General features: G+C 44.6%; 25 protein-coding genes. 11 read left to right on the plus strand and 14 right to left on the minus strand.

The genetic code is table 11. The features are described 5' to 3' along the window. Positions 1 to 44: 44 nt before the first annotated feature. The 3 genes from GTQ48_RS16275 to GTQ48_RS16285 all read right to left on the minus strand — a co-directional run bounded on the left by GTQ48_RS16275 (position 45) and on the right by GTQ48_RS16285 (position 2,678). Positions 45 to 542, minus strand: a complete 498-nt coding sequence (locus GTQ48_RS16275) for a nuclear transport factor 2 family protein (protein ID WP_163107611.1) — start codon at positions 540 to 542, stop codon at positions 45 to 47. A 115-nt stretch (positions 543 to 657) separates the two neighbouring features. Then, positions 658 to 1,707, minus strand: a complete 1,050-nt coding sequence (locus GTQ48_RS16280) for a LacI family DNA-binding transcriptional regulator (RefSeq protein WP_163107612.1) — start codon at positions 1,705 to 1,707, stop codon at positions 658 to 660. A 107-nt stretch (positions 1,708 to 1,814) separates the two neighbouring features. After that, complete coding sequence (locus GTQ48_RS16285) at positions 1,815 to 2,678, minus strand: YicC/YloC family endoribonuclease (RefSeq protein ID WP_032095260.1); 864 nt, start codon at positions 2,676 to 2,678, stop codon at positions 1,815 to 1,817. Positions 2,679 to 3,225: 547 nt separating this feature from the next. Here GTQ48_RS16285 and rph point away from each other — a divergent pair. Genes rph through tusA form a run of 3 tightly spaced genes read left to right on the plus strand, consistent with a single transcriptional unit; the run spans position 3,226 to position 4,840 of the window. After that, positions 3,226 to 3,939, plus strand: coding sequence for a ribonuclease PH (gene rph, locus GTQ48_RS16290; RefSeq protein ID WP_032095261.1), 714 nt, complete (start codon positions 3,226 to 3,228; stop codon positions 3,937 to 3,939). A gap of 9 nt (positions 3,940 to 3,948) precedes the next feature. Further along, on the plus strand, positions 3,949 to 4,590 hold the full coding sequence (gene pyrE / locus GTQ48_RS16295; RefSeq protein ID WP_163107613.1) for an orotate phosphoribosyltransferase: 642 nt from the start codon (positions 3,949 to 3,951) through the stop codon (positions 4,588 to 4,590). Beyond that, positions 4,580 to 4,840 (plus strand): sulfurtransferase TusA, encoded by a 261-nt coding sequence (gene tusA / locus GTQ48_RS16300; RefSeq protein ID WP_032095263.1) that lies wholly within the window; start codon positions 4,580 to 4,582, stop codon positions 4,838 to 4,840. The genes pyrE and tusA overlap by 11 nt, the downstream gene beginning before the upstream one ends. Before the next feature lie 9 nt (positions 4,841 to 4,849). Here the strand turns inward: tusA and GTQ48_RS16305 are convergent, their stop codons facing one another. The 6 genes from GTQ48_RS16305 to GTQ48_RS16330 form a co-directional block, all read right to left on the minus strand. Then, positions 4,850 to 5,029 (minus strand): hypothetical protein, encoded by a 180-nt coding sequence (locus GTQ48_RS16305; RefSeq protein WP_163107614.1) that lies wholly within the window; start codon positions 5,027 to 5,029, stop codon positions 4,850 to 4,852. A gap of 22 nt (positions 5,030 to 5,051) precedes the next feature. Then, the gene (locus tag GTQ48_RS16310; protein WP_203565277.1) at positions 5,052 to 5,618 is read right to left on the minus strand and encodes a hypothetical protein; all 567 of its coding nucleotides are present in this window, start codon (positions 5,616 to 5,618) and stop codon (positions 5,052 to 5,054) included. Between the two features lie 134 nt (positions 5,619 to 5,752). Continuing rightward, on the minus strand, positions 5,753 to 6,352 hold the full coding sequence (locus GTQ48_RS16315; protein ID WP_163107615.1) for a YqaA family protein: 600 nt from the start codon (positions 6,350 to 6,352) through the stop codon (positions 5,753 to 5,755). 26 nt (positions 6,353 to 6,378) lie between these two features. Next, a complete protein-coding gene (locus GTQ48_RS16320; protein ID WP_163107616.1) occupies positions 6,379 to 7,671 on the minus strand; it encodes a metal-dependent hydrolase family protein in 1,293 nt (430 codons plus the stop codon). 248 nt (positions 7,672 to 7,919) lie between these two features. Further along, positions 7,920 to 8,525: a DUF1285 domain-containing protein gene (locus GTQ48_RS16325; RefSeq protein WP_163107617.1), complete on the minus strand. Its 606-nt coding sequence runs from the start codon at positions 8,523 to 8,525 to the stop codon at positions 7,920 to 7,922. Beyond that, positions 8,512 to 9,372, minus strand: coding sequence for a DUF3014 domain-containing protein (locus tag GTQ48_RS16330; protein WP_163107618.1), 861 nt, complete (start codon positions 9,370 to 9,372; stop codon positions 8,512 to 8,514). The genes GTQ48_RS16325 and GTQ48_RS16330 overlap by 14 nt, the downstream gene beginning before the upstream one ends. Positions 9,373 to 9,838: 466 nt before the next feature. Here GTQ48_RS16330 and GTQ48_RS16335 point away from each other — a divergent pair, with 466 nt between their 5' ends. Both GTQ48_RS16335 and GTQ48_RS16340 read left to right on the plus strand, forming a co-directional pair. After that, positions 9,839 to 11,089 (plus strand): sterol desaturase family protein, encoded by a 1,251-nt coding sequence (locus tag GTQ48_RS16335; protein WP_163107619.1) that lies wholly within the window; start codon positions 9,839 to 9,841, stop codon positions 11,087 to 11,089. 81 nt (positions 11,090 to 11,170) lie between these two features. Next, entirely contained in the window at positions 11,171 to 11,479 is a 309-nt protein-coding gene (locus GTQ48_RS16340; RefSeq protein ID WP_032095366.1) for a DUF6482 family protein, read from the plus strand. 41 nt (positions 11,480 to 11,520) lie between these two features. On the opposite strand, the gene GTQ48_RS16345 is transcribed toward GTQ48_RS16340, so the two are convergent. The 4 genes from GTQ48_RS16345 to GTQ48_RS16360 form a co-directional block, all read right to left on the minus strand. After that, positions 11,521 to 12,852 (minus strand): ABC1 kinase family protein, encoded by a 1,332-nt coding sequence (locus GTQ48_RS16345; RefSeq protein ID WP_163107620.1) that lies wholly within the window; start codon positions 12,850 to 12,852, stop codon positions 11,521 to 11,523. 162 nt (positions 12,853 to 13,014) lie between these two features. Continuing rightward, positions 13,015 to 13,431, minus strand: coding sequence for a hypothetical protein (locus GTQ48_RS17760; protein ID WP_239060162.1), 417 nt, complete (start codon positions 13,429 to 13,431; stop codon positions 13,015 to 13,017). A 175-nt stretch (positions 13,432 to 13,606) separates the two neighbouring features. Further along, on the minus strand, positions 13,607 to 14,167 hold the full coding sequence (locus GTQ48_RS16355) for a DUF6702 family protein (RefSeq protein WP_420837615.1): 561 nt from the start codon (positions 14,165 to 14,167) through the stop codon (positions 13,607 to 13,609). After that, positions 14,142 to 16,625 (minus strand): M1 family metallopeptidase, encoded by a 2,484-nt coding sequence (locus tag GTQ48_RS16360; RefSeq protein ID WP_081926609.1) that lies wholly within the window; start codon positions 16,623 to 16,625, stop codon positions 14,142 to 14,144. Before GTQ48_RS16360 ends, GTQ48_RS16355 begins: the two co-directional genes overlap by 26 nt. 197 nt (positions 16,626 to 16,822) lie before the next feature. On the opposite strand from GTQ48_RS16360, the gene proB reads away from it, so the two are divergent. Genes proB through GTQ48_RS16380 form a run of 4 tightly spaced genes read left to right on the plus strand, consistent with a single transcriptional unit; the run spans position 16,823 to position 20,267 of the window. Continuing rightward, the gene (proB, locus tag GTQ48_RS16365; RefSeq protein ID WP_163107621.1) at positions 16,823 to 17,941 is read left to right on the plus strand and encodes a glutamate 5-kinase; all 1,119 of its coding nucleotides are present in this window, start codon (positions 16,823 to 16,825) and stop codon (positions 17,939 to 17,941) included. Between the two features lie 29 nt (positions 17,942 to 17,970). Further along, the gene (locus GTQ48_RS16370) at positions 17,971 to 18,408 is read left to right on the plus strand and encodes an acyl-CoA thioesterase (RefSeq protein WP_071981024.1); all 438 of its coding nucleotides are present in this window, start codon (positions 17,971 to 17,973) and stop codon (positions 18,406 to 18,408) included. Further along, the gene (locus GTQ48_RS16375) at positions 18,405 to 19,343 is read left to right on the plus strand and encodes a D-2-hydroxyacid dehydrogenase (RefSeq protein WP_163107622.1); all 939 of its coding nucleotides are present in this window, start codon (positions 18,405 to 18,407) and stop codon (positions 19,341 to 19,343) included. Before GTQ48_RS16370 ends, GTQ48_RS16375 begins: the two co-directional genes overlap by 4 nt. Positions 19,344 to 19,364: 21 nt before the next feature. After that, on the plus strand, positions 19,365 to 20,267 hold the full coding sequence (locus GTQ48_RS16380; protein ID WP_163107623.1) for a DMT family transporter: 903 nt from the start codon (positions 19,365 to 19,367) through the stop codon (positions 20,265 to 20,267). Between the two features lie 54 nt (positions 20,268 to 20,321). Here the strand turns inward: GTQ48_RS16380 and GTQ48_RS16385 are convergent, their stop codons facing one another. Beyond that, positions 20,322 to 20,594: a hypothetical protein gene (locus tag GTQ48_RS16385; RefSeq protein ID WP_163107624.1), complete on the minus strand. Its 273-nt coding sequence runs from the start codon at positions 20,592 to 20,594 to the stop codon at positions 20,322 to 20,324. A gap of 243 nt (positions 20,595 to 20,837) precedes the next feature. On the opposite strand from GTQ48_RS16385, the gene GTQ48_RS16390 reads away from it, so the two are divergent. Continuing rightward, positions 20,838 to 21,344: an RNA polymerase sigma factor gene (locus tag GTQ48_RS16390; protein WP_163107625.1), complete on the plus strand. Its 507-nt coding sequence runs from the start codon at positions 20,838 to 20,840 to the stop codon at positions 21,342 to 21,344. Next, entirely contained in the window at positions 21,337 to 21,942 is a 606-nt protein-coding gene (locus GTQ48_RS16395; RefSeq protein WP_163107626.1) for a hypothetical protein, read from the plus strand. The genes GTQ48_RS16390 and GTQ48_RS16395 overlap by 8 nt, the downstream gene beginning before the upstream one ends. The last annotated feature ends 11 nt before the right edge of the window (positions 21,943 to 21,953 follow it).

Consider the following 21,953-nt stretch of genomic DNA (forward strand, 5'->3'; position numbering starts at 1 on the left):
ATATAGATGACTCTATTTTTTTGTCTGCTGTTTTATCCAGCGGGTTAATTTTTCTGCTTTTTAATCTGTAGTGCAACAGAAGAAGCCAGGCTATTGGGGATTGGTATAGCGAGGTGATATTGGCTTACCTTCCAGGTACCGTTGGTCTTTATCAACACGCCAGTGCCTCGTGTTTCGCCTAATTTTTTGTTATCCAGTAATTCATCAAACCACGCTACCTGAGCATCAGGCGAAAAGTAAATATGCCTATCGCGAGGCAGATACGTCCAGCCTGTTCCCTTATCAAAATGGGGTTTTGCGTAGGCTTTAAAATCATCAATACTCCACACCTCATGGGCATCGGTACCAATAAATACAGCATTGGTAGTATATAACGCAAAGTAACCTTCATAATCAGCCACAGATGCTTTTTTATGCAGGGCATTAAGTACCCGTGAAACCTCGGTTTCATCAGATTTACTACTTCTATCATTTTCAAACCATTGTGCGCCAAATACCGCAGTGCTTACTAATAAAAGAAGTACAGCTAAAACTCTATTCATATTAATGCCCTTGTACGAAAGTGTTATACACAGCATAACGCGTTACTTTGCGTAAATCTTTATCGCTTTGTTGCGAAACGATACAGGGACATTCAAAAAGCCCTTTGAGCATGCTTTAGGTGAAAGAAGCCGTGCTTCCATAGTCAAGAAAGATAGGGGCTGTGGAAGTAGGTAGCGCTGAGTGTGATGTGCTCTCATCTGTGGCTTGTTCGTAAAAGCTTGATAAGCAGTAGCTTGCAGCAACCTTAGCGATATCTAGTGTTGAATAAGCCACTGTTGATACACGGTATGACAATGGGCTTTCTGCGGGTTTCAAAGGCGAATCTGGTGCCTGCGCTGCAATAATTGACAAATCATTTGGCAATTCCATACCTAGCTCTTTTGCACTGGTTACAATGAGCTTTACCAGCGCGTCGCTAGTACAAATAACTGCTGAAAAAGCGGTTTCTTTAGCAAGTAGTTCTAGCAAAGGATCGTCTGTACCTTCACTGCCCACATAAATGGAAAGCTCGGGCCGAAACGATGTGGAGCCGGATACAGATAGGCGAGAAAGAGCGCTTTTAAGTGCTACCGATATTTCATTAGTATGACTCACTAATTCAGAATTATCGCTAATTAGCGCAATATCGTTATGACCCAAGTCTCTGAGTTGTTTGAACGCGTATGCTGCCACCTCAAAAATAGACGTGGAAAACCCTGTCACACCACCTTTGAGTTCGCTCTGACTCAGAGTGACAACACTGTGTTTTTTATCCTGCAGGTGTTTTGTAGTAGACGCAATGGAAGGCGAGGCAATGGTATTAACAAATACCCCATCGCACCCTTGGGATAACAAAAACTCAATGGCCTCATTTTCCGATTCAAGGGTATCGTGGGAGAACGCGACCACACAATGCTTTTGGTATTGTCGCAAAATATGTTCAAAAGAAAAAAGTAAGTGGGAAGAAAACAACATATGCTTGTTTGGCAATACAACACCTACCGCATGGCTATGTTTAGATGCCAGTGAACGGGCTTTCTGACTCGGTGTATAGTGTAATTCGCTTGCCGCCTGTTTTACCTTATCAGCCATCGCGGCATTCACCGACGCCTTCCCATTTAATACGCGAGATACCGTTGATAAGGATACTCCAGCCCGCGCTGCTACCTCATAGATGGTTGTCATTTAGCTCTTTCTTTTCACTAGGATACCGGTCGTTTTACTGTCAGTAAGCGCTCACTAAAGCCCAGCGCAGATATGCAGTGCTGGGCTTTCATTGCTTGAGATAACCATTATTCGATGTTTTGAATTTGCTCGCGCATTTGTTCAATCAGCACTTTTAGCTCTACGGCCGACTGCGTAATGTCGGTGCTTATTGATTTCGAGCCTAAGGTGTTTGATTCGCGATTAAACTCTTGCATCATAAAATCCAAACGGCGACCTATAGCACCGCCTTTTTTCATAATATTTCGCGTTTCGTTTACATGCGTATTTAAACGGTCAAGCTCTTCAGCTACATCTACTTTTTGGGCCAGCATGATCATTTCTTGTTCGAAGCGTCCGGCGTCTAGCTCTACTTTTGCTTCTTCAAAGCGTGCCTGCACTTTTTCTCGTTGCCACACCATAATTTCAGGCATGCGAGCGGCTACTTTTTCTACTTCGGCCTCAATAGCGTCTAAGCGCTGCGCTATCATGGCTTTAAGTGCATCGCCCTCTGAGGCACGTGCATCAATAAAATCTTTTAGGCCTTGATCGAAAGCGGCCATAACGTCTGCGTGAATGCTGTCCATATCGGCTTCTTCTGCCGCAATCACTCCAGGCCAGCGCAATACGTCTAAGGGGTTTACACCTGATGACTGTCCGTGAGACTGCACCCAATCAGCGGCTTGCATAACCTGTTTCGCTAAGTCTTCGTTTAAGCTTAACGTTGTTGTAGCCGCATCGTTTGCAGTAAAGCGCAAGGCGCATTCTACTTTGCCTCGAGCCAGCTTTTTACGAAAACGTTCGCGCAGCATGGGCTCAAGTGAGCGAAATTGTTCCGGCAAGCGAAAGTAGGTCTCTAAAAAACGCTGATTAACAGAGCGTATTTCCCATACTGCAGAGCCCCACTCTTTTTTCGTCTCTACGCGGGCGAATGCTGTCATGCTATAAATCATAATTTTCCTTGGAGTTTGACTGAAAGCCTGCAAAAACAACGCGACCAACGTGTTGTATCGATAAATGAACGGGCAGTCTTTCTCGTTAGCTATGTATTATACCAGTCCGCATAGATAATTGCCCACTCAGAAGGCGCTGACAAGTTCCCTAGCAAAGCGTGGGAATGCAGGAATGGCTGCTCCCTTTCAAATTCCCAGAATGAAGCTAGGAAACTTGCCAGACCTTCCCGAAGGGCGAGTTTAAAATGTCCGCGCTCTTTGTTATGTCACCTTGATGTAGGACCACTGCATCTGCGTTAACACGCCGCGATTACAAACATTTTAAGTCTCGCTGAGAGGGTAATTATCTATGCGAACTGGTATTAGCGCACATTTAACCATTTCTATAAGGAATACTAGCAAAGTTCGTTTTCATAGGATGGGCCCATTGCGCTATACTTAGGCTCACTCATATTTCCGGTGAATGTGGTTTTAGCGTTCAACCACGTTTGGCCTTAAAAACATAAGCTGGAAATGACATTTAAGCACTTACGTTGTGGAGAACTCTATGCGTCCAAGCGGCAGAACCGCCAGTCAAATTCGTCCAGTTACTATTACTCGTCAATACACCTGCCATGCTGAGGGCTCGGTATTAGTTGAGTTCGGCAATACAAAGGTGCTGTGTAACGCAACGGTAGAGGAAGGCGTGCCTCGCTTTATGAAAGGGCAAGGAAAAGGATGGATAACTGCTGAATACAGCATGTTACCGCGCGCAACGCATACCCGAAGTGGCCGAGAAGCGGCTCGCGGAAAGCAAGGTGGCCGCACGCTAGAAATTCAACGCTTAATTGCTCGCTCGCTTCGCGCCGCAGTAGACTTAAAACTACTTGGTGAAAACACTATCACGCTAGATTGTGATGTTATTCAAGCGGATGGCGGAACGCGCACAGCATCGATAACTGGCGCCTGTGTAGCACTTGTAGACGCATTAACCTATATGCGTGCCAAAGGTATTTTAAAGGCAAACCCGCTCAAGCACATGATTGCTGCGCTGTCGGTTGGTATTTTTGAAGGCACTCCGATTGCCGACCTTGAGTACACAGAAGATTCAGAAGCTGAAACTGATATGAACGTTGTTATGACAGAAACCGGTAAGCTAATTGAAGTACAGGGCACGGCAGAAGGCGAACCTTTCTCGTTTGAAGAGTTAGAAGAAATGCTGAAGATAGCGAAACACGGTCTTCGCGAATTGTTTGATATCCAAAAAGCGGCACTAGCGTAAGAGGTCTACATGAAAGCGTTTCAGCGTGATTTTATTGAGTTCGCCATTGCGCGCGGCGTACTAAAGTTTGGTGAATTTACGTTAAAGTCGGGCCGCATAAGTCCTTACTTTTTTAATGCGGGTTTGTTTAATAGCGGCGGTGACCTTGCAAAACTAGGTCGCTTTTATGCTGATGCATTAGTCGATGCAGGCGTAGAGTTTGACGTATTATTCGGGCCTGCTTATAAAGGTATTCCTATTGCTACCACCACGGCGGTAGCGTTAGCCGATAGCCATCAACGTGACGTGCCTTACTGCTTTAATCGCAAGGAGGCTAAAACTCACGGTGAAGGTGGAAACTTGGTAGGGAGTCCTCTAGAAGGACGGGTGATGCTGGTGGACGATGTGATCACCGCTGGAACGGCTATTCGTGAGTCTATGGCGCTCATTGAGCAACAGCAGGCTAGTTTGTCAGGTGTTCTCATTGCCCTAGACAGACAAGAGCGAGGCAAAGGTGAATTGTCAGCGATTCAGGAAGTTGAGCGCGATTTTAATACCACAGTGATTTCCATCGTTGCCCTTGCTGATGTAGTTGCCTATTTGCAAGAAAAAGGCGGTCATAACGCCGATATTGATGCCATAAACACCTACCGTGAGAATTATGGCATCTGATTTTGATACTGCTTTTAATGAGGCAAACACACATTTAGACGCGTTGGGGCTTCGCTGCCCTGAGCCGGTTATGATGGTGCGTTTAAACATTCGAAAATTAGCGGATGGGGAAACCTTGTCAGTGTCGGCAGACGACCCGTCAACAGCGAGGGATATCCCAAGCTTTTGTCGGTTTATGGGTCATACGCTCGTAGCGTCTCAAACTGATACAATGCCATATCAATTTGTCATACAGAAAGGGTGCTTGTAAGTGCCCTTTTTATTCACCTTCGCTAAGCGCTTGCAAAAGTAGCTTTTGAACAGCCAATTTGCTTTTTTTGTTTGAGCAATGAATATCGCTCAAATGCAGGTTTTCTCCGCTCAACATTCTTTTCAGTACAGACGCTCTGACACTTAACGAGATATAGCCCTCATTGGCTGTACGCTGTTTGGCGCTCATCGTGTTTTCCTCATTAAATAAATCAGTGGACGAGAGAAAGGCGGTTATTGGCGCGGTGGATACGTTTGCTAGCGGAAGAGCTGCCAACTGAATGGCCGCTATCGGAATTGCCATTGACTGCACCGTTGTTAGCTAACTTGTTGTTAACTAAAAGCAGACTGCTTTGTTCGAAAGCATGCATCGCAGTTTTGATTAACGCTAAGATAGTATGGTTGGTAGCATGAAGAGGCAGAACAGCAATTAGCTGCTGCTGGCACTGCTGTAATACATTATGAGCTTCTTGCGAATTGTCGCTACAGTGCAAAAGAGAAGACAGATACATGCCTGCGGCCGAATAGGAAATTATATCCTCTCTCACGCTATTATCCTTGTGATTTAAAACGTTTTGATTAGACACATTTTGTAATGCCGTGAGAACAAGCTTTGCGGCTTCTAACGTCTGATATGCCAGCGTGCACGCTTTATCAAGTTGCCCCTGAAGGCGGGCTTTTTGCATGCTATCTTGCAAGAAATGCCGATGCTTGCGCGCGTCAATTGGATTTAATTGAAGCCACTTTGTATAAACGGGGCATAAATGTTGTGTATTCACTGTTGCACCTCCTAGATAGGACTCGTTATTACATTAATGTAAATAGGAATCATTATCAATAAAGAAGTTCAACAAGAACTGCAAAAGGTTTTATAAATATTTTTTGCGCAGCGGTAAAATACCAAAAAGCCTCTTTATAAGAATGTGTTAGCGCCCCACCAAAGTAGAAGCACAATAAGTGTTGCTCCAATAATCGCCTTCATTTTGTAGCGCCTAATCATTTGCTCTGCCTTGTCGCCAGCATAATACACGGCTGCCGCAAGGCCGAAATAGCGAAGTGAGCGCGCTATAATTGTGGCCAGTAAAAACAAGGGGAGCGAATATTTTGTGGCACCTGCTGCAAGCATAGCTACCTGAAAAGGAATGGGGGCAATGCCCAAGGTCATAACAAACCAAAATCCCTGCTGCTGCATTTGGTCTTTTACATTTTCAAATTGGTCCTGACTGAAGAAAGTGGAAATCACCCACTCTCCAATCAAATCAAAAAGATAATACCCCAAGGCATAGCCGAAAATAGCCCCTATCACACAGCCAAGGGTTGCCATTGCAGCGATGTGCCATAGCGATTCTCTTCTTGCCTGCATTAATGGCAACATCACGGCTTCCAATGGAATAGGCACTATGGTCGACTCTAAAAACGAAGAGAGTGTAATACCTTTCAACATATGTTTCGAATCGACCAATTGCTTGGTCTTTTGCGCCATCTTTTTACTGAGCTTTTTACCAGGTGCCATGAAATCTTTTCTTAAAGTGCTATTTTTTACTGTTTGTAAACAACGCCGTCTTTCATTACAAACGACACATTTTCCATTATGGTTATATCGTCAAACGGATTACCTTTTACCGCAACAATATCTGCTAATTTACTCGGCTCTAACGTACCTAGTATGTCGCTTACACCGAGTAAATCTGCGGCATTCACCGTGGCGCTTGTTAAAGCGTCTGCAGGCGTCATTCCCGCTTCAACCATTAGGGCAAACTCTTGTGCATTATCACCATGGGCTGATACGCCACTGTCAGTTCCAAAAGCAATTTTCACGCCCGCTTTATGAGCGGTAGCAAATGTCTGCTGAATTAGGGGGCCAATTGCCGCCGCTTTTGGGCGAACTAATTCTGGAAAGAAGCCATCGATTTTTGCTTTTTCTGCAACAAACTTGCCGGCAAGAATGGTGGGCACATAATACGTGCCGTTTGCTTTCATCAACTCGTGAATCTCGTCATCCATGTAGGTGCCGTGTTCTATTGAGTCTACACCTGCTGTAATGGCTCGCTTCATGCCTTCTTTTCCGTGTGCATGAACAGCTACGGTCATTTCGTAATCTTTTGCCGTATCAACAATTGCCTCTAGTTCATCGGTCATAAACTGTGGGTTCTGACCGCTTTTAGCCACACTTAGTACACCGCCGGTGGCGGTAATCTTTATCAGGTTAGCGCCGTCTTGGTAGCGCGTTCTTACTGCTTCTCGGGCTTGCGCTTCTCCATTGACTACGCCTTGCTCAGGACCTACGTCTGGGCGAAGTAAATGAGACATACCATTAGATGGGTCGGCATGGCCGCCTGTGGTGGCAATAGATTTTCCTACGGTGTAAATGCGCGGCCCAACAGCATAGCCCTTATCGATAGCGGTTCTAAGGGCAATGGTTTCATTGTGCGAGTCACCGAGGTTTCTTACTGTTGTAAAGCCTGCGTCTAGGGTGATCTTAGCGTAATTTGCTGCACGCAATGCATAGTCTGCTTCATTAAGCGTGAATCGCTCTAAGTAGCTCTTCGGCCCGCCTTGTTGAGACGACAAGTGTACATGCATATCCATCAATCCAGGCATTACCGTGCTATCTTTTAAATCAATAACTGTATCGCCCTTCTCAGCGCTTACAAATCCTGATTTCACACTTTCAATTTTGTTATCTTCAATAACGATGGTTACCTTGTTACGTAATTCGTTAGAGGTTCCGGTAAAGGCTTTGCCAGCATGGATGAGCGTGGCTGCTTGGGCGCTAAACGTAAGCGGTAAAAGCGTGCAAGATACAGCTAATGCGGTCAGTGTTTTTTTCATAATATAGTTCTTCTTTTGATGGATAATTACACAGTAATTTAATGTAAAGCACTCATTAAAGTAACGCAAAGTATTACGCTATTAGTGGCGGGTTTTACTGAGTTTTATGAGATATTTAGGAAGCGTTATTTTATGGTGTACGAATTTTGGGCTAATTAAACGGGATGTATTGAAAGAAGGTGAAAGAGTAGAAAAATAGGAAACGGACGAGGATTGGGGACAGCGGATGATTAAAAGGTAAGCGAGGATTAACCTACCTTTCCAATAATAAAGTCGATGTTAGCTGAGTGAACAACGAAGTGAGTTTCATCACCGCCTTTTATTTCTTTCGATTTTTCAAGTAGCTGGTAATACACATTTTGATGTAGGCGAGCCCACAGGTTTCTGCGAACACATACATAGGGAATTGCGGTAGCCTCTTTATCTCGAATTGCTTTTGGTGGAACGCGTAGTTCCATTTGATCAACGCTATCTAAAACAACTTCATCGCCAGTTTGTGTAATCAGCACAAGCGCAGTGTTCTTGTCGCCGTTAGTGCTACTACCGCCGTTAGCGTCTGCTTCAACCTCTTTCCATTGAGTGATTAAAAAAGGCGTGTCTTCAACGGTAATCCCCACTTTTTCTACCGGCGTAACAAGAAAGTACTTATCGTCTTCTCGTTTAAGTACCGAAGAGAACAATTTTACCAAGCTAGCGCGACCTACTGGGGTGCCTTCATAGAACCAGCGACCGTCTAGCGTCACTGTCATATTAATATCGCCGCAAAAATCGGGGTTCCATTTTTCTACAGGCGGAAGAGGGCGCGTCTTATCAGACGAGCCCTCTATTTGCTTTTGAAACTTAGTTAAGTCCATTTTGCTCAATCAACGCTTTGATTTCGCGAAGCTTCGCTTTAATACGGCGCATGTTGTCAGGCCCCGTTCTTAACAGTTGCTTTTGCGGGCCATCAAGGTTTTCTAAGCGTTCGTCTGTGTATTTGTACATCACAGAATCTGAATAGACTTCTACCGGAACCGGTACCTCTGGCGTATCGAGCAATTCGTCTATTGCGCTGAGCAACACACTATTAAAATCTTTGTCAGGATCACCAATTTCAGCGTATTTAGCTTGAATATCGTCTTTATAAGACTGATAAACCGTTAATAGCGCCTCATTATCAAATGACTCTAAAACATTCACATATGGCGTGTAGCGCTTATAGCTAGCTGCATCAATCCACTGCTTATCAGCTTGAGAATACACTCTGAAGTTCTGTTCTGGTGGAGTAAGCAGTTGATGATTGGGCGCCATTTTGTTGCCCGCCAAATTTGTCACAGAAACCACAAAGCGTTGAAGTAAGCCTTCGTTAACCAGTAGTCTATTCACCGTGTTTTCATCGGCAGCTGCGCTATCTACTAGCGCTTCTTTCACTGCTGGATCGCTTACATCAAGTGGTTCGGGCTCACTTTCCTCAACTTCAGGGAGTGGTTCCACTTCGTCTTTCTCTTCAAGTTCAACAGGTGGTGGTGCAGGTTTTGTTTCAAATACTTCCGGTTCATCAGACTCGGTAAGTACGGGTTCATTAATTTCGGGTTTAGGTGCCTCTGCGGGCTCAGGCGTTTCATCGCTTGGCCAAAAAACTATCGCGAGGATGACGACAAGGATTATTCCCGCTATCAGAAAGTGTGGGCCTAACGACTGTTTCTCTGTTGTTTCACTCATAATGACTCCGCTGCTGAGATTTCCTTTAGGTAATACTACCAGACATAACACTCAATGTTAGAAAATCAAACAAGAGAAATGTTTCTTTTCTGCTTAAATTTTCAATCGTGATAGCCTTTTAACGTTGAAAACACCGATTTCGATTGGTCTTACCCACAACAAAATAAATGCTCTCTTTCAATGGTGCATGGGTTAACCAGTCTGTGTCGTTATAAATAAGTGTCAACACCGCGCTTTGATTACAAAGATAGCGCGTGCAGGTAACGAATAGGTTATAACAGTGAGTAAAACCACGCTTTGCTAGAAGTATACACCGCTACAAATACCCATTATTACAAGTACACATTGTTACAAACACACGTCGCTACACATACATATGTCATTATTTGCCTCAATCATTGTAAATAACTTGGGTTATTTTAAACATTTGTTTAACATGTAGAAACTGTTATCTTGGTTGCTCACTATGACCGTTATATTATTTGCTATTCCTTTGTTTTTCCTACTTATTGGTATTGAGCTTTATGCCGATCGCAAAAGGAAAACGGGGTACTATCGAACTAATGACGCTATCACAAGCTTAAGTGCGGGCGTGCTTTCTCGCATTGTGGCAATTGGTCATCAACTTATCCCCTTTACTATCTATGTGCTTTTCTTTGATGCGGTCGCTATGTTTGAGCTACCGCAAGCGTGGTGGGTGTGGGTTATTGCATTTGTAGCCTATGACTTCTTTTATTACTGGAATCATAGGCTTGGACATGAAATGAGCATACTCTGGGCCGCCCATGTAGTGCATCATTCAAGTGAAGATTACAATCTGACTACGGCATTGAGGCAAACAAGTGGTGCTGTGTTTAGCTGGATTTTTTATCTGCCGCTGGCGTTAGTTGGCTTTACGCCAGAGATGATAATAACGGTGGGAGCACTCAATTTGGTGTATCAGTTTTGGGTTCACACTCAACACATCACCACGTTGGGGTGGATGGAAAAGGTGTTTGTCACTCCTTCAAACCACCGGGTTCACCATGCCCAAAATCGAATTTATATCGATAAAAATTACGGAGGCGTATTTATTCTCTGGGATCGGTTGTTTTCAACCTACATGCCAGAGAAAGAAGAAGAGCCAGTCGTTTTCGGTATTCGCGGTGCGCTAAAAAGCTTTAATCCACTTTGGGCTAACTTACAAATTTACAGTCAACTGGCTAAGGATAGCTATTATACCCGTTCATGGACTGACAAATTTCGCGTCTGGTTTGGTCGCACGGGTTGGCGACCAGCCGACGTATCAGAGCGCTTTCCTAAGGAAAAACTACCGTTGAGTAATTTTAGAAAATATCACCCACACATCCATAAGTCAGTGACGCGCTATAGTCTTTTACAGCACGTAATTATGCTTGGCGCTGCGCTTTATTTTTTGCTCAATTTAGACACGCTCTCAGGTATGCAGCAAATGGCTATTGTCCTCACCGTTGTGGTTATGAGTATTCAAAATGGCTTTATTCTGTCTCAATCTAAATTGGCGCTTGCGTTAGAGGGGCCGCGGTTACTCATGTTTCCACTACTGTGGATTGCTTCGGGCATTGGCTTTGCGGCGTGGTGTTTCGCACTGTCTTCTGTCGTTGGCCTCGTTATGCTGTTATTTGCAGTGCGCTACAGTAATTATCGCCGCCCTATCGAAGAAGTCAGGCTATCAACTGAACCTGAAAACTTAGCGTAACGTAATAAAAACGTTTTGTTAGCGCCGGCGTTGTGTATAGCGTCAGCTGCTACCTGTATTAGGGCGTTTTTTGAGGTAGATATGCATAAGTTTCTTTTTAGCGATTTAGAAGATACACCCACAGTAATAGACTACTTAGAAGTGCAGTCATATGAGATGAATGTGTATCTGGTTTATTTAATGGTTGGTGACAAAAGCGGGATGGTTTACGACAAAAAAGGTAAGCCAATGCGATTTTTTAGCACGGGTCATATTCGCGAATCATTTGCCCACTGCAGCGTCGAAAAGTCGGTGATGAAGCACGACACGCCCTATGACGAAATGATAGGTAACCCACCTAAAAGTGCAGAGCAAATGGCGCTGCCCTTCAGTATGGATTTGCCTTACTAAACACATTTCAGCTTAATAGTTGTGTGTTCGGTGCACGCAAGCTAGGTGGTTTCTAGCCAAGGAGCGGCCAACGCCCGCATATTCACTTGCGCACCTAATCGCCTAGCCAATAAAAACAATCCCCCTAGCTTTCTGTGAATAAATAGCGCATCAGCCGGTGGTGTATGCCAGAAGTCATGTTCCGTCGTGAGCGTCATGCCCTTATCGTGTAGACGCTGAATAAGGTCGCTAGTGCCAAAATCATAGGGCTCGTTATGTATAAGCGACTCGCACGCTTCCATGCCAATACCAATGACTGCATCAACCTGTTCGGGAGTGTGAGATTTATCTATTAGTCCGATATCAAGGGCTGCCTCTGCCATTAACTGCTTATCTTGCAAAGCGGCACTATTAAGCAGTGCTTTGTAGCCTATTGAAATACTTTCTGGGATCTCACGGGTCGCGCCAAAATCAAGAAGTACTATCTGCTTTGTCTCTGTATTAAACTTGTAATTGGCAAGGTTCGGGTCGCTTTGAAGCAGCTTAAAGTTAAATACCTCATTGAAAAATAGCCCCATCAAGTCAGTCATAACAGCATTGCGTACTTCCTGTGATTCATCAAGCAGCGTATCTAGGTTCGAAGCCTCAATAAAGTCCATCGCGAGTACCGTTTCACTGGTAAGGGGCTCGTAAGTTTGAGGAATGATAAAGCGTTCTATCTCTGTAAGCTGCTGGCCATAACGCGTTAGCATAGCCGCTTCGCGGTTGTAGTCAGCCTCTTGATGAAGCTGTGTTTTTGCCTCACTAAGAAGAGGGTTAATATCTAAAGATTTCGGTATAAGACCCGTGAGCTTTATCAAGGTCGCGACATTGTCCACATCGCTATCGATACTTTTTCTCACCCCAGGGTACTGCACCTTTATTGCGAGCATTTTTCCATCCATGGTGATGGCCTTATGCACCTGACCAATAGATGCCGCTGCCACTGGCGCAAAAGAAAAATACAGTAGGCTGTCCTGCCACTTCTCGCCCCACGCCTTATTCAAGGTTTCGATAAGCTGCGCTTTAGGCATTGGATCTGCGTCTTCTCTTAAACGAGACAAGATAGTAGCAAGCTCAGGGGGTAAAAAGTCTCCTGCATCCATAGAGATAAGCTGACCGAGTTTCATGGCCGCGCCACGCATGCTAGCTAGCTGATTGGCCACATTCGTCATATTCTTTGGTGTTAATAGTAATGAGGCAAGGGCAGGTCTCTCGCCCTTCAACAGCTGTCCTGCGCCCTGAGTAACGACATTTCCGGCAATTTTACCCGCCAGTGCGCCTAGGCGACTGACCCGGGATAATCGAGAAGAGGGAATAGCTTTTGACTTTCTTTTAGGGGAGTCTTCGGACATGTCACCTACTCTATTTCGCTACGTTAAAAACGTAGCGGGGACGCCTCAAAAAGAGGCTATTGAATGATATAGGTATGTACGAGATAGAAGACGGTTTTGATTAGCGAATACGTTTAAAAGCCACCTATTTAAAAGCAGCTCGTTCGCCTATGCCAACTGGTATTAAATAATTTGCGACACCACCTGCAAGACAAAGCCAACTACACTGCCAAAGGCAAAACCTGTCCAGCCGTTTGCGCCGCGATAACGCCAAAGGGCCGCACCAAAGAAACCACACCACAACATGGAGGAATAGGTGGCAATCATTCCATCACCCATACCGGTATTGGGCAAAAACAGCATGATGATAAACGTCATCGCCATTCCACCACTTAAAAGCACCCACATGATGTTCTTTTTATCAGCGAAGGCATTGCTTGCGTTCGAGCCTTTTGAGGCAGTCGAGCCTTTTGTGCCAGAAGAGTCTTCAGAGTGCCCCAGCGACGCGCGATCTTCGAGGTTGCTGGTGACGGCTACCTCTTTTTTCTTTCTGTCTTTTCGAGCGTTGTGCGCAAATGCACTAGAAGCGCTGTTACTCATGATAAAACCTTTATAGAATGACGTTCTCACGCAAACGTTAATGTATTGTTAAAAGAAACGCTATAAGACTTCGGTGGTAGATGCACACAGGAAAAACTTTTAAAAAGACATAAAAAAGCCCGCAGATTTAATGCCAAATGAAGCATCTGCAGGCTTGGTATTGCGAACACTGGGTTTAGTGATGGTCGCTGTTAAAGCCCACCTCAAGCAGCGTTACATTGTCGGTGAAAGTAAGGGTTTTTAGTGGTCCGTTACCTTCAACGTTAATGGTGTTTACTTGGCTAGGCCATAAATCTCGAAGTGCATCGTGACGTATTTTTAAGCCCTCTAGAGCCGGTGGTTGAGCCGTTTCTTGGTAAACCCAAAAGTGCTTACCATCCACTTCGAAACCTACTTGCTCAAGCGCTAACGAAGTATCTTCACTGTTTAACAGCGCAAAGTGGTGACCAACGTAATCAGCAAAGGCTTGCTGCGTCTTTTCGTCATCCATAATATCAGCGTTCTTATCAAACAGAACTTTTACCGCATGCTCAGCATCATGCAAATTAAAACGATGCATCACTTCGATATTTTCGGTTCTTGGATTGAACAATACCGTCGTAATAGCCGCTTTAATTTGATGGGCCTTCACCGCTGTGCTGTATGCAAAGCTACCTGTTACTAATAACAGTGCAAGCAGGGCAACCGTGCCCTGCCTGATAGAAGACAACTTACTCGTCATCGTTGCCTTCATCATTCTCATCGTCTTCGTCATCTGTCTTTAACTCAGTTTTTGAGTCTTGCATAAGGTCGCGGTACTCGTAGGAGTTGCGAGACTTACCTTTATACGCTTCGATACGCGACGGAATGATACGACGTGGATAGTGGTTATTTTCAACATTCACATCGGCTGTTTCCCAATGTGGGTCAACGGTAACACTCACTAACTCTTTGTCTTTTTCCGTTACGATAAGCTTGCTAACCGCTTTTGGCGTTCTGCGCCAAATTTCGGCAGGTATACGCATCTCTTCTGTCGAACCATCTTCATAAGCAAGTTCTAGAATGATAGGCATAACCAAGCCACCATGGTTACTAAAGTTAAGTACGTAATAGTTTTTATCTTCTCTTACTGCACGTTCGAATGCAGTACGTTCCCACGGCTCTAAACCTTTCAAGAATTTTTGATAGCTATTACGCTCTTTGTTGGTCACGGTATAGCGATCGTTTTCGTCATAAAAATCGCTGATGTCATCGAAGCGATCAACCCACAACTCTTTACCTTCTTCTTTGTTGCGAATAACGGTAAGCGACTGTGGTTTTTCCATTTCTGTCTGGCGTTCGCGGCCAAAATCGATATCTGGATCTTCGGTGTTCAAACGAAGCTTATAAACGCTGTCTAAGCTAATGTCTACGTGATCGGTTGAGTAGAACCAGCCACGCCAGAACCAATCTAAGTCAACACCTGATGCTTCTTCCATTGTGCGGAAAAAATCAGACGGCGTTGGGCGTTTAAACATCCAACGTTGTGCATATTCTTTAAATGCAAAATCGAAAAGCTCGCGACCAAGAATGGTTTCACGTAAAATGTTAAGTGCTGCTGCAGGCTTCGTATACGCATTAGGACCTAAACGAAGTACCGAGTCTGACTGAGTCATAATTGGCACCTGAGTTTGAGACTTCATGTAGCCTGTAATATCACGTGGCTCAACACCCCATGGAATCGTTGGATCCCATTCACGGCCTGCTACACCATCAAGAAAGCTGTTTAACCCTTCATCCATCCACGTCCACTGGCGCTCGTCAGAGTTTACCGTCATCGGGAAATAAATGTGCCCCACTTCGTGAATAACAACGCCGATAAGAAAGCGTTTTTCAGCGAGTGAATACGTGCGAGAGCCGTCGTCTTGTAACTCGGTACGCGGGCCGTTAAACGTAATCATTGGGTATTCCATGCCACCCACAGGGCCGTTAACCGACTGGGCTACTGGGTATGGATAGTCGAAACTAAAGCGGCTGTACACGTCCATAGTATGGATGATGGATTCAGTTGAATACTTCTGCCATAGTTCACCGCCTTCTTTAGGATAAAACGACATAGCCATTACAAGAGGCTGTGTGTCGCCGCCTTGTTGGTAACCGCGTGCATCCCAGGCAAACTTACGTGATGAAGCCCATGCAAAGTCACGTACATTCTCTGCTTTAAACGTCCACGTTTTTAGCTTTGATGTACCCTCTTTTTCATTCTCAATAGCTTCTTCAGGCGTTACAACAAAAACAATGCGATCTGCTTTCTCTGCCTTCTTCAGACGATCGCGCTGAGTTTTGGTCAGCACGTCTTTTGGGTTTTGAAGCTCACCTGTCGATGACACAATGTGATCCGCTGGTACGGTAATGTCTACTTCGTAGTTACCAAACTCTAGTGTGAATTCGCCGCGGCCGATGAACTCTTTGTTTGTCCACGCTTCGTAATCTGTGTACGCGGCCAAACGAGGAAACCACTGGGCTAGCAAGAAGATGTCATTGCCGCCTTCACGTTCATCATCAGGGAAGTGCTCGTAACCTGCGCGAGCAGATACCGCATCTTCTTCTACAATGTTAAATGCAAAATCGATGTCGAAAGTGACTTTCTTACCCGGCTTCAATGGCGTTGCCAAGTCTACTCGCATTAATGTACCAACCGTAGTATGGCGAAGGTCATTACCTGATTTATCTTCAACGCGAGAGATGGTATAGCCTAGCTCATTGTCTTCAACAAACTGCTGGCGACGAAGCGCGCCCATGCTCAGTTTTGCAGGTTTACTACCACTGGCTGCTTCTGTAGCCGGACCACGGTTTCCAATACCACCAAATGTGGTAGTAAGCGCTGACATAGAGTCATCGCGGAATTTGTTTTGGTCTAATTGAATCCATAGATACTTCAGTGTATCTGGTGAATTGTTGTGATAAGTAATGGTTTCTTTTGCTTCAATACGACGCTCGCCTTCAAGCAATTTCACGTCGATATCGTAGTCAACTTGTTGCTGCCAATACTGATGGCCTGGTTCGCCAGCAGCATTTCGATATACATTTGGAGTAGGTAAAACTTCGTCTAGCTGACGGAATTTATCTTCAAAGTCGCCCTTAGTTTGCTTTATTGAGGCGTGTGCACTGGGAAGAGAAATCAGCATAGACAATACTGGCGCCAGCCAGAAAAAATGTCGTTTTGCGGTGCTCATGGTGTTTCCTTGCAACGTGTTAAGTTGGAATTATTATATGTTATCGCCTTTAGTATATAAGTCTGGCTCTGCGAATCCTAGTTCCCGACCGTAAACTACCCTCGGTTTAACGCAAAGTTTATGTAACAGAACGTTTTGTGATACGACTTTAACTGTCGTATTCTTGTTATCTTGTTCTTTTTTCATTTCCTTCCTCTATGAATAGTTTTTCTTGGCAGCGAGCTGTCGTTAAAGTGGGTAGTGCCTTAATTGCACCTGATGGCAGAGAATGCAGTGGCCGCTACTTATTAGCATTGGCTCGATTTATTACCGCTAGCCGTGAACAGGGTAAAGAAATCATTTTAGTGTCTTCAGGCAGTGTTGCTGCTGGTCGTAATAAGGTATCTTCTGGTGCTAATGGTGTTGTATTACGCAACACACCATCCATTGCTGAAAAGCAGGCTATGGCCGCAATCGGCCAAAACATCATGATGGCCAACTGGCAGCGATTTTTTGATTTTCCCTGCGCGCAAGTACTGCTTACTGCCGACGATCTTCGTGACCGTACGCGTTACGTGAATATAAAAAATACACTTCGAGAGATTATCAATCACCATGCACTTCCTATCGTGAATGAAAATGACACGGTAGCAGTGAATGAACTTAAAGTGGGCGACAATGACAACCTTGGTGCTTACACTGCATTAGTCGCACAAGCCGACACCTTGATTATTTGCTCAGATATTGACGGGCTCTACACAAGCGATCCTCGTAAAAACAAAGATGCTACGTTAATTCCTGTGGTTGAAAGCATTGATAGCACCATTTATGGGTTAGCCGGAGGGGCCGGAACGTCTATTGGAACTGGCGGTATGCGCACAAAGATAGAGGCAGCAGATAAATGCATAAACAGCGGCATTCAAACGCTTATCGTCAATGGTCGACACGGTGAAACTTTTGACGCCCTGCTTGCTGGCAAGGTGCCCGGTACGCTTTTTAAAGCTATGCGAACCCCTTCTAATGCCAGGCGCTTATGGTTAACGCACACATTAAAAACTGCTGGTCGTATTATTATCGACAAAGGCGCCAAAGTTGCTTTGATTGAGCAGGGAGCCTCGCTACTCCCCTCGGGTATTGCGGGAATAGAAGGAAACTTTGCGCAAGGCGAAGCAGTTGAAATAGTGTGTGAAAACCAAGCAGTGGCAAAGGGATTAAGCTTATATAACGCAAAAGACTTAATACTTATAAAAGGGAAAAAGTCGAAAGATATTGCCAGTGTGCTAGGTTATGAAACGACAAATGTAGCTGTGCACAGAGACGATATGGTGCTTTTGTAGCAGAGAAAGCCCTTTTATACAGGATGCCCATGACAGAAATAACGCCAACACTCGCCGACTATCCGTTTTCAATTACTATTGCTACTCGCTGGCAGGACAATGATGCCTACGGTCACATCAATAATGTGATGTATTACAGCTTTTTCGATACGGCGGTAAATCGCTTTTTAATTGAGCAGGGTGGGTTAGATATTCACAACGGTAAGACCGTGGCGTACGTGGTTAGTAGTCAATGTCAGTACGTTGCCCCGGCAGCCTACCCTGAAAATATCTATGTTGGTATGAGTGTAAAAAAGGTAGGGAGGAGCTCAGTCACTTATGGACTGTCGGTTTACGCCGGAGAAAGCCAGCGAAGAGTTGCTCATGGGCAGTTTGTGCATGTGTTTGTCGATAGGGCTTCAGATAAATCTATTCCTATTCCTGTAAAGATAAAAGCGGCCCTTGAGTCGATAAGCGATGCCGTATGAGTTTACCTAATGTGGTGTTTCTTGATGCAGAGACATTAGATTTAGAGTCGCTGGATACTCAACAACTCAGTGATGTAGATGCATGCCTTACGTTGCATCAAAATACCCTTCCAAACGATGTTGTTACGCGAATTGAAAGCGCCACTGCTGTATTGGTGAACAAAGTTGTACTAAGCGCAGAAGCGCTGCGCCAAGCGCCCAAGTTAAAATACATTGGTGTTACAGCTACCGGCATGAATAATATCGACCTAGAGTATTGCAAAACAAATGATATTAAAGTGCAAAATGTTCAGGCATACGGGACCAGCAGTGTGGCGCAGCATGCGTTAACGCTACTGCTTAATTTGGCCACCCAGTTTGTGCACTATCAGCATGATGTAAAAGCGGGGGCTTGGTCTGAATCTTCCCATTTTTGTTTACTGTCTCACCCTGTTGTTGAATTAGAGAGAATGCACGCTGTCATTGTAGGTCATGGCGAGCTTGGCAAGCGGGTAGAAGGTTTATTTAAAGCTATGGGCATGCAGGTGACTATCGCTGGGCGCCCAGGAAGAGCCGACGATCCGCGCCCGTCGCTTTCATCGCTATTACCTAGTGCTGATGTGGTGAGCCTTCATTGTCCGTTGACGCAAGAGACAGACAAGTTGATAAACGCAGAAACCCTATCGTTAATGAAGCCAAATTGTTTTTTAATCAATACCGCGCGAGGTGGACTGGTTGATGAACCCGCCTTGCTTGGAGCACTTAAAAGTAAAAAAATTGGTGGGGCTGGGCTCGATGTATTGTCTGTTGAACCTCCACCCTCTGATCATATTTTAATGCAGGCCAATTTACCCAACTTGTTAATAACACCACACAATGCATGGGTGGGGAAATGCGCGCGACAAACCTTGCTCGATTCAGCGGTTAACCACTTAACGCAATTTTTAGCGCAATGATAACTGAGGATTAATGGGCGAATGAACAACCCAACCTTATTCTCATTGTGCTGTCTAATTTGGGGCTCAACTTGGATTGCGATTACCTATCAAATTGGCCATACATCTGAGACATTTGCTATAGCGCTGCGCTACTTACTCGCCGCCGTATGCTTGGGAATTTATTGTTTAGTAAAAAGGCTGCCGTTTGCCCTTCCCTTGCACATACACGTGAAGATGGCTGCGGTGGGCTTATTTCTCTATAGCTTAAATTACACTCTGCTTTACATGGCACAGGCGCATATTATCAGTGCGCTTTTAGCGTTGATGAGCTCCTGTATTATTTATATTAACGTGGTGCTACGTCGCTGGTGGTTAAAAGAGCCTATTCGCAAAGAGGTAGTGATTGGGGCGACGTTTGGACTAAGCGGTATTGTGTGTTTGTTCGTACCCGAGTTCTCGAAAGTTTCCATGGACGCAGCGCTGGCTTTAGGATTAAGCATTGCCTTTGTCAGCTTTTTTTGTGCTTCAGTGGGCAACGTTATTTCTGAGCGGATTTTAACTTCTGGCACTCCGGTGATTCAGATGAACTTTTATGCCATGTCTTACGCCATGATTTTGCTATTTATAACGTCGTTATTGTTGCCGGGTAAGCTCATTATTCCCACCAGTACAGAGTTTTATTTATCGCTGCTTTATCTAGCTTTGTTTGGCTCTGTTTTTGCCTTTGGTGCTTATATGAAATTACTTCAACAAATGGGGGCAGATAAAGCGGCTTACGTGGTATTGGTATATCCCATGGTTGCGCTGGTAATTTCAACCTTCTTTGAGGGCTATCAGTGGACAGCGCTCTCTTTCATCGGTGTTGCTGTAGTACTAATGGGCAACGCAATTGCCATGGGCAAAATACCGCGCTTTATGCGTCGCCCTTTTTTATCTCACTAAACCAAATTTAACAAACTAAAGCCTATTAAAATAAGGCCTAACTAAGTAAACGGCTTAAAGCGCATTTATTTTTTTGTTTAGTTCATAAGCTGGCTCAGTCACTATAGCTTCTAGTGTTTCTATGCGCGCCATAAGCGCTTCTATTTGAGCGTCTTTTTCTTGTATTCGCTGCTGCTGTAGCGCTGCTTTGCTTGCTATAAACGGGTTACTGCACTTTCCGTTCATCCAGTCGTTCAAGCACCACTGAAATTTCGCGTCTAAATAACTCGCTAATAGCGCAATAGAGGTGATACTTCCAAGTAACAATACAAGGCTTAATGTAGACATAGAACTCTCCTTCAATAGGGTAATTTATGTGTTGGTTCAAGGCATTCGTTGTTACTAGTCACGGCTTTTCAGAATAAATTACAAAAAAGATTTAAAAACGTGTAATAAAAATAAATGGGTGCAGACTGTAACTGGGTGTGTTGAGCTTTTTGCTGCATTTTTGTAGTGGTCAACTCGCTACAGTAATGATTAGGGTACTTACGTACCTGCTAAACATAAAAACTTTTAGAAAGGGCAACCCGCTTGGGCCAAGGATTTGAAGACGTTTTTACACAATACGGAGCATTGTTAAGCCGCGTTGCAAATAGCTACGAAGCTAACGAGGCTATGCAGCAAGAGCTTTTGCAAGAGATTGCTATTGCTGTGTGGCAGGGGCTGTCGCGGTTCAAGGGCGATAGTAGTGTAAAAACCTATATTCTGAAAATTGCCCATAATCGCGCGGTAACCCACGTAGCAAGCCAAGTAAAACGTGTTGATACTCACCGATATGAAAGTGATACGTTGGGCTCTGATGGTTACCAAAGTCCACAGTATTCTCCAGAAGTCGTTTCTAGCCAGCAGCAATCGCTAGTACGTTTGCTGCAAGCCGTTCGTGCACTTCCCCTGCAGCCAAGACAAGTGCTTACCCTGTCGTTAGAAGGATTAAGCTATGACGAAATTGCCGAGGTATGCGGTATATCAAAAAATTATGTGGGTGTTATTTTGAAACGGGCAAAGCAAAAAGTGCTGCAGGAGGAACCCAATGCATAACGATGATAATAAAGATCGAGTAAAAGGAAGTGACACTGATTTGACTTTGCTATGGCAGAATCAGCCAGTTAACGATATCGACCTATCTGAAGTAAAAAAAAGCTTTAACAGCGAGCGAATAAAACAGCGTATTTATATGGTTATAGATTCTTTAGCGCTTCTGCCTTCTCTCTATTTTTTATCTATTTACTGGGGAGAGCTATCTTTTACCGCAAAAGGGTTATGTATTTTTATGGTGGCAACGGCCATTCCGTTTTTAATTTATCAATTGTGGCTGCGACGAGTGGCGGCTTTTGCCAAAGACTCACAAACTCTTGATCATTTACATCAATACACGCGCCAGATAAAAAATAATATACGCATTGCGTTCATCACCAAGCACTCTGCATGGCCCGCGCTTTTTGTGCTGCCTGCGTTTGCATTAGAGCGATACTTTTTTGGAGAATTAAGCCCCGAAAAATGGGAAAAAATCGCTTTCAGTTTTCCCATCGCAACACTCATTCTTGTTGTATGGGGTATTTGGGCACACAAGCGTCAACAGCGCTTTGAAAAACAACTCAAAGCGCTAGAAGAGATGGCAGAGCAGCGCACAGTTTAGGGCGCACTCTT

It is taken from the genome of Alteromonas genovensis, assembly GCF_010500895.1.
Taxonomy (GTDB): domain Bacteria; phylum Pseudomonadota; class Gammaproteobacteria; order Enterobacterales; family Alteromonadaceae; genus Alteromonas; species Alteromonas genovensis.